This window comes from Kribbella sp. NPDC050470 (assembly GCF_044458365.1).
In the GTDB taxonomy this organism is placed as follows: Bacteria; Actinomycetota; Actinomycetes; order Propionibacteriales; family Kribbellaceae; genus Kribbella.
On record NZ_JBITHV010000001.1, the window covers coordinates 579,511 to 591,619 of the forward strand.

The 12,109-nt window shown below is 69.9% G+C and carries 11 protein-coding genes; 1 reads left to right on the top strand and 10 read right to left on the bottom strand.

Annotation, left to right across the window (positions count from 1 at the left end; genetic code table 11):
• Positions 1 to 211: 211 nt before the first annotated feature.
• Genes ACIBGM_RS02650 through ACIBGM_RS02660 form a run of 3 tightly spaced genes read right to left on the bottom strand, consistent with a single transcriptional unit; the run spans position 212 to position 4,338 of the window.
• Entirely contained in the window at positions 212 to 1,675 is a 1,464-nt protein-coding gene (locus tag ACIBGM_RS02650) for a cation:proton antiporter (RefSeq protein WP_396384244.1), read from the bottom strand.
• A 12-nt stretch (positions 1,676 to 1,687) separates the two neighbouring features.
• A complete protein-coding gene (locus tag ACIBGM_RS02655) occupies positions 1,688 to 3,031 on the bottom strand; it encodes a SidA/IucD/PvdA family monooxygenase (protein WP_360516009.1) in 1,344 nt (447 codons plus the stop codon).
• A gap of 23 nt (positions 3,032 to 3,054) precedes the next feature.
• Entirely contained in the window at positions 3,055 to 4,338 is a 1,284-nt protein-coding gene (locus ACIBGM_RS02660; protein ID WP_396384246.1) for an ATP-grasp domain-containing protein, read from the bottom strand.
• 279 nt (positions 4,339 to 4,617) lie between these two features.
• Here ACIBGM_RS02660 and ACIBGM_RS02665 point away from each other — a divergent pair, with 279 nt between their 5' ends.
• On the top strand, positions 4,618 to 5,448 hold the full coding sequence (locus tag ACIBGM_RS02665; RefSeq protein ID WP_396384247.1) for a BTAD domain-containing putative transcriptional regulator: 831 nt from the start codon (positions 4,618 to 4,620) through the stop codon (positions 5,446 to 5,448).
• Here ACIBGM_RS02665 and ACIBGM_RS02670 read toward each other — a convergent pair whose 3' ends face one another.
• The 7 genes from ACIBGM_RS02670 to ddaH form a co-directional block, all read right to left on the bottom strand.
• Positions 5,449 to 6,690, bottom strand: a complete 1,242-nt coding sequence (locus ACIBGM_RS02670; RefSeq protein WP_360516018.1) for a glutamate synthase-related protein — start codon at positions 6,688 to 6,690, stop codon at positions 5,449 to 5,451.
• 68 nt (positions 6,691 to 6,758) lie between these two features.
• Positions 6,759 to 8,021, bottom strand: coding sequence for an amino acid permease (locus tag ACIBGM_RS02675; RefSeq protein WP_360516021.1), 1,263 nt, complete (start codon positions 8,019 to 8,021; stop codon positions 6,759 to 6,761).
• A 27-nt stretch (positions 8,022 to 8,048) separates the two neighbouring features.
• A complete protein-coding gene (locus ACIBGM_RS02680; RefSeq protein ID WP_396384249.1) occupies positions 8,049 to 9,056 on the bottom strand; it encodes an asparagine synthetase A in 1,008 nt (335 codons plus the stop codon).
• Positions 9,001 to 10,350 carry a methylaspartate mutase gene (locus tag ACIBGM_RS02685; RefSeq protein ID WP_360516027.1) on the bottom strand — a complete coding sequence of 450 codons (1,350 nt, stop codon included), beginning with the start codon at positions 10,348 to 10,350 and terminating at the stop codon, positions 9,001 to 9,003. Before ACIBGM_RS02685 ends, ACIBGM_RS02680 begins: the two co-directional genes overlap by 56 nt.
• Positions 10,347 to 10,811, bottom strand: a complete 465-nt coding sequence (locus tag ACIBGM_RS02690; RefSeq protein WP_360516030.1) for a cobalamin-dependent protein — start codon at positions 10,809 to 10,811, stop codon at positions 10,347 to 10,349. The genes ACIBGM_RS02685 and ACIBGM_RS02690 overlap by 4 nt, the downstream gene beginning before the upstream one ends.
• A 45-nt stretch (positions 10,812 to 10,856) precedes the next feature.
• Entirely contained in the window at positions 10,857 to 11,198 is a 342-nt protein-coding gene (locus tag ACIBGM_RS02695; protein WP_360516033.1) for a hypothetical protein, read from the bottom strand.
• On the bottom strand, positions 11,198 to 12,076 hold the full coding sequence (ddaH, locus tag ACIBGM_RS02700; RefSeq protein ID WP_396384250.1) for a dimethylargininase: 879 nt from the start codon (positions 12,074 to 12,076) through the stop codon (positions 11,198 to 11,200). Before ddaH ends, ACIBGM_RS02695 begins: the two co-directional genes overlap by 1 nt.
• Between the last annotated feature and the right edge of the window lie 33 nt (positions 12,077 to 12,109).

Genomic DNA, 12,109 nt, shown 5'->3' on the forward strand with positions numbered 1-12,109 from the left:
GGTGGCGACGATGCGCGAGCAAGGCACAGGACGGTCCAGCCGGTGGCGGCGGACCACCGGCTGAAGCCATAGCGTCAGCGGGCTCTGTAGAGCCCTACTCCGGCAAAACCCTGGACGGCCTGTGCCTCACCACGTCCCCCGTGGTCGTCGTCAGTGCTGCCTTCGCCGCCTATTCGATCACCGCCGCCGTCACGCAGACGTAGCCGATCCGTCACGAAATCGCACGTGTGGCGTCACCGCTCGCATACGCACCCGTCGGTAACCGGTCGGTCGCTGCGGGATCACGCAGGGACGGGCCGAGCAGGCGCAGCAACGGCGCCGCCATCATGGTGGTGACCAGTGCCATCATCACCATCACCGTGAAGGCGCTGTGGTTGATGATGCCGACACTGAGGCCGGCGGACAGTACGACGATCTCGGTGATCCCACGGGCGTTCATCAAGACACCGAGGCCGGCCGCGGACCGCCCAGGCAGGCCGCCGGCCTTGGCCACCGGGACGGCCCCGGCGAACTTCCCGATGATCGCGACGGCCAGCAGCAGGCCGCCGGCGGCGAGCACCGCCGGCTGGGACACCGCCGCGATGACGTCGGTCTGCAGGCCGATCGAGGCGAAGAAGACCGGGACCAGCAGCGCGCGGTTCAGCCCGCCGATCTGCTCGGACACCTGCGCCACCGGCACGCTGCCCCTCGGCAGCACCAGGCCGGCGAGGAAGCCGCCGAAGATCGCGTGCACGCCGATCAGGTCGGTCGCCGCGGCGAGCCCGAGGATCAGCCCGAGCACCAGCAGCACGAGGATCGGCGTGGGCAACGCGGCGGCGTACCGGTCGGCGAGCCATCGAAGCAAGGGTTTGAGTATCAGCAGGCAGCTGCCGCCGACCAGGATGGTCAGCGCGAGCGACAGCAAGGCGTCGCTCGGGCCGGCGGACCGGATCATCGCCATCACGATCGCGAGCGCGCACCACGCGAGCACATCGGCCGCGGCAGCGCACAGCATTGCCAGCGATCCGAGCCGGGTGCCCTGCAGACCACAGTCCTGCACGATCCGGGCCAGCACGGGGAAGGCGGTGATGCTGAGCGCCGTACCGATGAAGATGGCGTACGGCAGCCGGTCCACGGACGGGCCGGCCAGCGCCGAGTAGAGGGGGAGTGCCGCGATCACGCCGAGCGCGAACGGGACAGCCATGATCGCAAGGCTGGCCGCGGCGATCGCGCCACGGTCGCGTCCGAGCCGGTCATGGCCGAAGTCGGCGCCGACGGTGAACATGAAGACCGCCAGCCCGGCTTGCGCCAGCAGACCGAGGTTGGGCATGACCTCCTTCGGGAGGACGGCCTCGAACAGCCAGGGCGCCAGCGATCCGACCACCGATGGGCCGAGCAGCAAGCCGGCTACGATCTCGCCGACGACCGGCGGTTGACCTATCAACCGCGCGAGCCGGCCGCACAGGGTCGCCAACGCGCAGACCACCGCGATCGCGAGCAACAGTCGCCACATCACTTGCGCCGCTGATGGCCCGGCGGCCGATGGCGCCATACCGGCCGTTGCGTCGCCGTTCGGCGTCAGCCAGCCGGCAGCGAAGGCAAGGCCGAGCAGGGCGGCCGCGCCGGCGACCAGACCGGCGGCGACCACCACACTTCGGCCGGGCGCGGGCAGTAAAGTCCTCTCCGTCCCAGGCATGTTCGCGCTGCTTCAGGTCTGCAGTGCGCCGTCAGCCGATAGCGGCACAGCAGTCAGCTGCTCGGCCGGCGCTCGGTGCACTCCGTTGACTCGCTTTCCCGACCGGCGGGCGAGGATGTCCTGCGTGACCTCGGCGGCCCGGTTGCCGAGCACGCTGAGCAGCGAGTCGGCGATGCCGTGGGTCGCCTCGTTCACGCCTTGCAGGTAGCAGGCCGCGTCGGACGGTTCGCCGAGCATCAGGCGGTACTGCCGGCTGACCTCGATCCGATCCAGCCCGATCGCCGCGCCGAGGCCGCGGACCAGCCGTGGCATCTCGCGGACGAATCCGGTGCCGAGGAAGACCAGGTCGCGGCGCAGCTCGTTCACGGTGCCGGTCTTGCGGTCGGTGAGCTCCAGGACGATGTCGTCGCCGTCCATGCGGGCGCCGGTGATGTCGGTCATCGGCACGAGGCGCCGCTGCTCGACACCGGCGAGCTTCTCGAGGTACATGCCGGTGTAGAGCTCCTGCAACAGGTCGCTCTCGACGCCGGAGTAGTTCGTCAGGTGCATCTCCCGCAGGATCTGCTCCTTGCCTTCCGGCCGGGCCTCGAAGAACTTGTCGATGTACGACGGGTAGTAGAGCTCGTTGGTGAACTTGTTCGTGTCGTACGCGCGCAGCCCGATCGACCGCATCACCCAGCTGACATCGCTGTTGGGCAGGTCGATCTGCACTGCACGGAACATCTCGGCCGCGCTCTGCGCCGCGCCGACCACGGCGACCCGGTACGGCCGATCCTTGTCCAGCTCCGCCACCTGGCTGCGGTACCGGGTGCTGTGGATCAACCGGTCGGCGGGCAGCCCGGCCAGCTCCGGCGGCACGTACACGTCGCGCCCGGCGCCGATCACCAGGTACCGGCTGGAGATCGTGCTGCCGTCGGCGAGCCGGGTCAGCCACCCGGTCAGGGTGCCGGCCGAGTTCCGGACCGGCTCGACCGACGTGCTTTCACAGCCGAGCTCGATCCGCACCTTGCGCAGCGACTCCGAGACCCAGCGCAGGTAGCCGGAGACCTCGACCCGGTACGGCGTGAAGCTGCCCATGTTGATGAAGTCGTCGAGGCGGCCGACGCTGCGCAGGTAGTTCAGGAAGGTGAACTCGCTGCGTGGGTTCCGCAACGTCACCAGGTCCTTGGCGAAGGCCACCTGGCTCTTGGTCCACGGCAGCAGCAGGCCGCGCTGCCACTCGACCGAGTGACCGCGTTCGATCACCAGCGAGTTCTCGGCGAGGCCGTCGACGCCGAGCTCTTCGAGCGCGACCGCGAGGGCCAGGTTCGCCGGACCGGCGCCGACAGCGAGCAGTTCGACCTCACGGTTGATCATGCGGGCTCCAATTGGGTCGTGGCTCACCAGGGCCGTCCGGAGAACTCGGGCTCGTTCACTGCCTCGTACGTCAGCTCGACCAGGTCGGCCGCGGCCGTCAGCCGGTCGGCACAGGTGGCGGGATCGTCCGCGGTGCAGACGACGTACGCGTGCCGGCCGATGTGTGCCCGCGGGGGCAGCCGGACCGTCGCGCCCGGGGACACCATCGGGTGCGCCTCCACGAGGCCGGGCACCGACCCCGGCTCCGGTACGACGATCTTCTCGACGCGGCAGTCCTCGGGTGGGTAGCAGAACCGGATGCCGACGCAGGTCCGGTGGTCCGGCTCCAGGTCGGGACGGATGCCCTGCGCCACGTCGACCAGGACCGCGCCGGGATCGATTCCCGTGGCCAGCTTGCCCACGTACGGGATCAGGTCGCCGCCGAGCCGGCCGTTGACCTCGATCACCACCGGACCCTTGGAGCTGAACCGGATCTCGGTGTGCGTGATGCCGTACGGCGCACCGATCGCCGCGTGCGCCGCCCGGAGCAGCTCGCGCAGCTCGGCGTCGGCCAGCAACGGGTCGGCGCCGTCGACGATGTGGCCGACCTCCTCGAAGTACGGCGGTGGGCCCAGCTGCTTGTGGGCGATGCAGAACGGCAGGTACTTGCCCGCCACCACCGCACCGTCGATGCTGATCTCCGGACCTTCGACCAGTTCCTCGATCAGCGCGCCACCGTGGTACTCGGCCGGACCGCTTCGGCTGGACCGGTCGGCTCGTTCAAACGCATCAATGATGCCGGCCTTGTCGTCCACCACGGCGACGCCGATGCTGGCTGCCATCCCTCGCGGCTTGACCACGACCGGGTAGCCGATGTCCGCGGCCGCCGTGGCGGCCTCGTCGGCTGTCGTGACGACAGCGAACCGCGGCTGCGGCAATCCGGCAGCGGTCAGCGCCTGTCTGGTCCTGGCCTTGTCGCGACATCCCTGTGCACCTTGGGCAGTCAGGCCCGGCAGGCCGAGGTGGTCCGCGACCAAAGCGGTGGCGATCACCGACGGTTCGTCGTACGTGAAAACGCCGCGGACGGGCCGGGTGCGGGCAACCGCCTCGGCGGCTGCGATCAGGCCGTCGTGGTCGAGCACCAGGCCGGCGCCTTCGAGCGGCACGACCACGGAGCTGCCGTCGACGTACGGCTGCTGCCACGTCGCCGGCTCGTCGTCGATCAGCCAGAGCCGCCGGCGTTTCGCCGCACCCTGCATCAGGTACTCCCGGTAGGGCTGGAAGCCGCTACCGAACTGCAGCACGACGCCATCGGTGTTGTCGTCCACGCATTCCTCCCGGGTCGGCACTACCCAACGAGAGGGGGTGACCCACTGCGGGTGATACACCGGACCGCGCTGGCACCATCGGGACACGACGCGCCAACGACTTGTCTCCGGGTAGTTGACGGCTCAGACTCACGGGAGGTAGCTCGGTAGTTACTCACTGAGGAGTCGTCGATGCCTGTACCGGGAGATCCGTCCGCCCGACGTTCTCGCGGTCGCGGAATGCCGCCGTACGCCCGCCGCGGCAGTGAGGTTTTCGTTCACTATGGGGGAGATCGACAGATGCGCGCTGTGGTACCAGCGGAGGATCCGGATCCACCGTTCGATGGGGCTCACCGACCGGTGAAGCTCCGGATGCTCGACGGCTTCCGGGTCGTCGAGGACCACCAGACCTTGTCCATCCCGCTCAGCGCGCGCCGTGTGGTGGCGTTCGTCGCGCTGCGCGGACGCTCCAGCCGTGCCGAGGTGGCCGGCACGCTCTGGCCGGAAGTGTCGGACTCGAAGGCGCAGGCCTGCCTGCGAACGGCTTTGTGGCGGCTGCGCCAGCTGACTCCGCACCCGCTCATCACCGGTGACGAGACGCTGCGCATCGCCGAGACCGTCGACGTCGATGTGAACACCCTCGTCACCGCGATCCGCCGGGTGATCAACGACGGCGAGTGCGGCGCCGATCAAGGGCTGTTGCCGACGCTGGCGGCGATGGGGGAGCTGCTGCCCGGCTGGTACGACGACTGGGTGTTGCTGGGGCGGGAACGGCTCCGGCAGCTTCAGTTGCACGCGCTCGAGCTGACCGCCCAGCAGCTGACCTGCTCAGGCCGGTACGCCGAGGCGATCGAGGCAGCCATGGCGGCGGTGCGGCTGGAACCCCTGCGGGAGAGCGCGACCAGGGTCCTGATCGAGGTGCATCTGGCCGAGGACAACGTGGTCGAGGCGATCCGCCGGCTCGAGTTCTTCCAGCGGAGCCTGGCCGGTGAGCTCGGGGTCGAGCCGTCGGAGGAGTTGGTGGACATGGTTCGCCGGCGGCAGACGGCACGGGATCCCCGGAGGTCCGTGGCCGATCTGCTGCGGCTGGACCGAGGCAGAAGCATGGCGCCCAGGACGACCCTGGCGTAGCTAAACCGGGCTCCACAGGTCCTCGGCGCCGAGTGCCTCCACGTGGTACTTGCCGAGGGCGCTGACGAGTAGTTGCAACTCGAGTGCCAGGCACTCGACCAGATTGGTCAGGCCGTGGTCCGGGTCGGTGTCCACCGCGATGAGCGCCGCCCGGCCCAGGCCGGCCGCGTTCGCGCCAAGGGCAAGGCTCTTGGCGACCCGTGCGCCTTCCCACATCCGTCCGGAGACCAGCAGGCAGGACGGATGCTGGGGAGTGCGGTGCTCGCCGATGCGTAGCAGGCACTCGCCGAGCGGAAGCCCGACGTGGCGAAGGAAAGCCTTCGGCGCCCAGCCGGTGCCGGCCTCGGCGCCGTCGACCGACACTGCGTCGGCGCCGGCCGCCCACGCCACCTGCGCTGCGGCTGAAACGTCCCGCGCGGGCGGCAGCTTCACCCAGATCCGGGCGCGCGGATAGTTGTTGCGCATCAGGCGGATCTGCTGCCGAAGGATTTCCTCCGTGAACGTGCCGGGGCTGCTGCTGCGCAGGACCCGGTCGCCGCCGAGCACCGGGTCGATCAGGTACGCACCCGCCAGCCGCTCGGCCGCGCCGGCGCCGACCAGCGTCATCCCGCCCAGTCCGGGTTTGGCGCCCTGCCCGACCTTGAGCTCGAACGCCAACCGGCCGGACTCCAGCAGTGGCAGGACATTCGGGTCGCTGTAGACCAGGTTCCACACCTCGGCGTCGGCGTCCTCGGTGCTCTGCTGCACGACCACTCCGCCGTACCCGTCCAGTGCTTCCTTCTGGTACGCGCTGATCCGGCCGAGCAGCGAGCGTTCCGCATTCTCCTCCAGCCGGCCGTAGCTGTTGACCGGCATGACGTTCTCGCCGACGACCATCGGGATGCCGAGCCGACCGGCCTGGCGAGCGGCCGCGATGCCGAGCGCGATACTCGCCGCCTCGGTCGAGCCGAACGCCGAGACGTACACCGGCAACGCGGACCGGAACCCGCCGACCGTCGTCTCCAGGACCACGTCGCGGTACACCGGCTCGCGGGCAAGCTCGATGAGCCGTTCCATCCGCTGTGGCACGAAGACCGGTGGCACCAGTCGCAGCCGGTCGATCGGGTCGGCCGACGCAGGCGCTTCCACGCAGTCGGCGCCGAACAACGCATGCCCGTAATCGTCGGCCGGCGGGAACGCGTCGGCAGCGCCGACGCTGGCGCGCATCCGGATCGCTGTCTCGGGAAAACCTTCGGCGTGCAAGGCTGCGCTCCTTCGGTCGGCCTTTGCACGGAAGAGCCGCCGACGGTCCGGCGAAAATACGTCCGGGCTCAGCGACGACGACGGGCGAACCTCAAGTAGAGCAGGGCGGCCACGGTCACGACCAACGGCCAGACCAGGTAAGGCCCGGCCATCAGCAGCAGAATCACGACGGCTCCCTGCGCCACGAGAGCGGCGAGACGAGCCTTGCTGCGGCGCGGCAGCAACTTGACCGCGGCTGCGACACCGACGGCGTACACCGTCACGAACAGTCCGGTCGTGAGCAAGACCAGGGACTGCGGCCCTACTCCCGCCGCCACCACAACCACGGCCGTGACCATCGACAGCACACTCAGTACGGCGAGACTGCGCCGCGGCACCACTCCGGCCGAGCTTCCGCGGGCCAGCCACGCAGGGAGCGCGCCGTCCCGCGCCAGCGCCGCACCGAGCTTCGAAGCTCCCGCATAGTAGGCGTTCATCGCGCCGAAGGTGAGCAGCAGCGCAGCGACTGCAGCCAGGACCCGGGCGTTGCCGCCGAGCCCGATCGCCAGCAGGTCGCCCAGCGGTGCGTCGGTCTCGGCGGCCTGCGGACCAAGAACGGTGATGGTAGCGAACGCGACACTGAGGTAGAGCACGCCGACGACGATGACCGCGAACGCGGTGGCTCGCGGCACGTCGCGGTCCGGCCGTCGAAACTCCGCGGTGAGATATGTGACCGTTTCCCAGCCGACGAAGCTCCACACCAGCAGTGCGGCGGCCGGGCCGATCGCCTGCCAGCCGTGCGGCGCGAACGGCTGCAGGTTGCCGAGATCGGCGTGTGGCAGCGAGAGCACGACCGCCAAGACGAGGAACAGCGTCAGCACGCCCGCCAGGATGATCTGGACCCGGCCGGTCACCTGGATGCCGAACGCGTTGGTGGCCGGCACGATCACGAGCAGCGCCACCATGGTCGCGAGGACAGTGCTCTCACCGCCACCCAACCCCGCCTCGACGTAACCACCGGCCCACAACGCGGCAGCCGGACCGCCGACCGGAACCGACAGGAAGAAGCACCAGCCGACGACCGCTGCGGCCCGTTCACCGAACGCCAGTCGTGCGTACGTCGCGACCCCGCCGGAGTCGGGGTAGCGGGCACCGAGCGCCGCGAAGGTCGCCGCGAGGGGAGCGGACACGACCGCGAGACCCAGCCAGGCCAGCAACGACGCAGGGCCGGCGACGTCTGCGGCCAGCGCCGGCAACGCGATGACGCCAGTCGCCAGCACGGCTCCGACGTACAAGGCTGTGCCCTGTCCGAGACTGAGCCGGCCAGCCGGTGCGGACGCTGTTTCCACCATGCGCGACATCTTCGCCTGAACCGGCGGTCACGGCGAGGCGATGCCAGGAACCTTCGGGAACGCGCTGGCCTGCCAGACCGAGTCGAGCCCAGCGACGTAGCGCGTGAACCGCTCGAGGCCGAGCCCGAACCCCGCACTCGGCGGCACGCCGTCCCGCAGCATCTGCAGGTACCACGCGTACTTGGCCGGGTTCTCGGCCGTCTCCCGCATCCGCGCGACGATGGTCGCGTAGTCCTGCTCGCGTTCGCTGCCGCTGCAGAGCTCGCCGTACCCCTCGGCGGCGATCAGGTCGAAGTTCCGCAGCATGCCGGGCTGGTCCTTGTTCTCCCGGTCGTAGAAGCCACGGGACCCCTTGGGGTAGTCGGTGACGAAGAACGGCTTGCTGGCCTTCTGCGACAACTTCGCCTCGCCGACCCAGTCGAGCTCGGCGTCCGGACTCTGGTCGTGCCCCATCGCCTGCAGATCGGCGACCGTGTCGGCATGCGTACGGCGCCCGAACGGCGCGGTCAGCAGTTCGGTGAACTCACCGGTGTCCCGGCCGAGGCTTTCCAACTCGCCGGGCAGGTCTTCCATCACCCGTCGGATGACATGGCGGACCAGGTCCTCCGCGACCGCCATCGCCTCGTCCCGGGACGCGTTCGCCATCTCGATGTCGATCTGGTGGAACTCCGCGAGGTGCCGGCTGGTCGACGCGGTCTCGAGCGGCTCCAGCCGGATGTTCGGCGCGATGAAGAAGATCTTGTCGAACGACGTCAGCGCCGCCTGCTTGTAGAGGATCGCGCTGGTCATCAGCTTGTACCGGTGCCCGTAGTAGTCCACGTCGACCTGCTTGGCTCCGCGCGCACCCGGGTCGGTGACCGGGCCGATGACCGGCGGCAGCAACTCCATGAACCCACGACCGCTGAGGAGCTCGCGGGCAGCCGCCAGCATCCGGTTCTGGATCAGCAGCACCGACCGAGTGACCGGTGCGGTCAGGTGCTCACGCGGACTGGCGGGCAGCCGGGCTTCGGTGGCCGGGATCCGGGTCTCCGTCATCTGGTGTGCTCCCTAGTGAGTCGGCTCGGTATTCGTCCTCGAGGCTGGCGTTGTCGAAGGTCCGCTCGACGTACGACAGCGAGGCGAGCAGCCCGGCTGCCGTCAGCTTGGTGGAGCCGGTCGGCCCGACCACGCCGCGGATCGGCATCGAGCCGATGGTCGCCCACTGCAGCCGCCCGGCGCTGTCGAGGTAGCTGCGGGCCTTGCCGGCGTTGTCCGGGTGCAGGCAGTACGGCACGTCCAGGTAGCCCCGGCGGAACGCGGTGGCCAGCGCCGAGCCGAGATCCGGACCGAGCTCGAGCACCGCCTCGATCAAGGCCTTCGCCTCCGCGTGGATGCCGGTGTCGACGACGTCGCCGGCGATCGTGATGCAGCGCTCCGCGGCCAGTGCGGCCGTCTCGAGGGCGGCGACGTTCTCGGCGAAGGTCGGAATTCGGTAGCCCTCGGCAACTGTCTTCACGATCAGCCGGGCCGCGCCGGTCCGGACAGCCAGCCGGGCTGCCTCTTCGAGGAGCCGGTTGGCGCCGTCGGCCGTCCGCGGGTAGACGCCCATGTAGGTGTAGACGACGATGTGCCAGTCGACGTCCGGCAACCACTCGGCGGCCAGCCGGCGCAATGCCAGCAGGGCCTCGGTGTCCTGGTCCGGGTTGGTCTGCTGGGCGTAGCTCAGGGAGACGCTGCGAATGCCGTGCTGGCGGAAGAACAGGCACTCCAGCACGCTCAGCGCGACCAGCAGGCCGGGCGGGCAGAGCTGGCCCATCATGCAGCCGCCGAAGCTCTCGACGTGCGGTTCGACCCCGGTCTCCCTGACCTCGGCCAGGAGGTCGCAGCTGCGGGCCCAGTGCGGGATCGAGTCCGCCAGCGGCATCCGGCTGTACGGCAGGCAGTAGGAGACCGGCCCGCCCTCGGTGGCGTGCAGCCCGGCCTGGATCAGCGCCTTGACGATCGGCTCGGGGCAGGGCGAGCCGTGCCGGATCTGCACGGGGAAGTCGGGGGCGACCACTCCGTCCAGCACCGCCCGGGTGGTGGCCAGCTCGTGCGCGACGATGGGGTAGCCGTTCAGCTCGACCCCGGACGCGAGGGCCGCGGCGGCGTTCGCGTTGTCGCCCATCCGGGTGTAGCTGTCGAGCGTGATCGTCCCGACCGTGGTCGCCGCCGCGGTCTTGGTGGCCAGGAGCCCGGTGCGCATGGCGCCGGGATCGCTGACCCCCATCCGCGGTTGCACCACGAGTCGGCCGGCCGCATGTCCGCGGGCCACGAAGTCACTGAACGAGCCGGTGCCCGGGACGTTCACGAAGCCTCGCCGGTGGTCAGCTGGCCGACGTACGACCGGAACGCGGCCAGTCCGGTGCCGTCCTCGAAGACCGCGCTGTACCCCGCGGCCGTCAGCTGGGCCCGGCTGCGGTCGCAGCCGGGGCCGGCGATCCCGAGCTTGCCGCCGATCACCATCGGAGTGCCGGCCAGCTGGGCATGGCTCCGAACCTGGCGGATCAGCCGCATCCCGTCGTGGAAGCCGTGACCGTTGACACTGCTGACCACGATCAGGTCGGGCTGCAGTCGCAGGCACTCGGAGACCATCAGCTCGTCCGGCACACAGGCGCCGAGGTTGTGCACCTGGTGACCGAGTTCTTCGAGGAGCAGCTGCAGTACGACGAGGTTCCAGGTGTGCGAGTCGGACGACACACTGGTCACCACAACGGTCAGGTCGCCGGCGCTGACGTCCGTGTCCGCGGCGACGGCGGCGGCGTGATCCATGACAAGCAGAGTGCCGAGCCGTCGTCCCGTGATACACGCGGCCGATCAACCGGGGGCGATCTCGTCCAGCTGCGAGACGCCGGTGGCGGCCTGCGGTCGGTACCGCTCCCAGCGTTCGTGCAGCCGGATCCGGCCGTCGGGCAGCAGCTCGGGCGTGCTCTCGCAGTGCCCCACGATGATGCTCCCGTCGGCCAGCACCATCGTGTAGCTGAACTCCAGTGTGTCGTCCGGACGGCAGATGCCGGTGAGCGACCCACGCCGTACCCGGCCGCCGCTGAAGTCCGCCCAGAGCAAGTCGCCGCGTTGCCGGTACGACGCGACCGGAGCTTCACCGTCGTCCGGATCATGCCCGGCGGGGGAGAACCTCCGGCCGTCGTAGTCGATCATCAGCCACCTGCCGGACCGTGCAGCTCCAGCACGCAGCACTTGACCCCACCGCCGGCCCGAAGCAGCTCCGAGACGTCGAGACCGATCGGCTCGAAGCCCGCGTCCCGCAGCTTCGCCTCCAGTTGCGTCGCGCCGGTCGGCATCAGCACGTTGCGACCGTCGGACACGGCGTTGAGGCCGAACGCGCCGGCGTCGTCTGCCGTGGCGATGATCGCCGTGGGGAAGAGCTCACGCAGGATCGCCTGACTGCCTGGTGTGAACGCGTCCGGGTAGTACATCACCGTCTGCTCGTCCAGCACGGCCAGCGCGGTGTCGAGGTGGTAGTACCGGGCGTCGACCAGGGTCAAGCCGATCACCGGGCGGCCGAAGTACTGCTCGCTCTCGACATGGGCACGGCGGTCGGTGCGGAACCCGTTGCCGGCCAGCAGCCAGGACCCGGCGGACAGGTAGTCGCCCTCGCCCTCGTTGGCCGACTCCGCCTGCTCGACCTTCAGGCCGCGGCCGCGGAACCAGGCCAGGTAGGCCGCCGACTCCGCGTCCCGCTCGGCGTGCCGGAACCGCGCCACCAGCGCGCGGTCGCCCCAGACGGTGGCGCCGTTCGCGGCGAACACCATGTCCGGCAGCCCGGGCACCGGTGGGATCAGGTCCACGGTGTGACCGAGCTCGACCAGCTGGTCGTGGACCGCCTGCCACTGCGCCGCCGCAAGCGGCTGGGCGGTCGGCGTGCGCGGATTCATCCACGGGTTGATCGAGTAGGTGACGTCGAAGTGCGTCGGTGGGCACATCAGGTACCGGCGCGTGGTGCTGCGCCGGATCGCGGCGTCGTGCGGTGCTTCGGCGGTGGCCGTCGAGGTGCCGGCCTCGGAGATGGTTTCCATGCCGACAAGAGCGCGCCGGGGCCACGATCAGAT

What these genes read in the sequence shown, in the direction of transcription:
- ACIBGM_RS02655 (WP_360516009.1), bottom strand. Translation starts at nt 3,031, where the DNA reads ATGATCAACCGTGAGGTCGAACTGCTCGCTGTCGGCGCCGGTCCGGCG.
- ACIBGM_RS02695 (WP_360516033.1), bottom strand. Translation starts at nt 11,198, where the DNA reads ATGATCGACTACGACGGCCGGAGGTTCTCCCCCGCCGGGCATGATCCG.
- ACIBGM_RS02680 (WP_396384249.1), bottom strand. Translation starts at nt 9,056, where the DNA reads ATGACGGAGACCCGGATCCCGGCCACCGAAGCCCGGCTGCCCGCCAGT.
- ACIBGM_RS02690 (WP_360516030.1), bottom strand. Translation starts at nt 10,811, where the DNA reads ATGGATCACGCCGCCGCCGTCGCCGCGGACACGGACGTCAGCGCCGGC.
- ACIBGM_RS02675 (WP_360516021.1), bottom strand. Translation starts at nt 8,021, where the DNA reads ATGGTGGAAACAGCGTCCGCACCGGCTGGCCGGCTCAGTCTCGGACAG.
- ACIBGM_RS02665 (WP_396384247.1), top strand. Translation starts at nt 4,618, where the DNA reads ATGCGCGCTGTGGTACCAGCGGAGGATCCGGATCCACCGTTCGATGGG.
- ddaH (WP_396384250.1), bottom strand. Translation starts at nt 12,076, where the DNA reads ATGGAAACCATCTCCGAGGCCGGCACCTCGACGGCCACCGCCGAAGCA.
- ACIBGM_RS02650 (WP_396384244.1), bottom strand. Translation starts at nt 1,675, where the DNA reads ATGCCTGGGACGGAGAGGACTTTACTGCCCGCGCCCGGCCGAAGTGTG.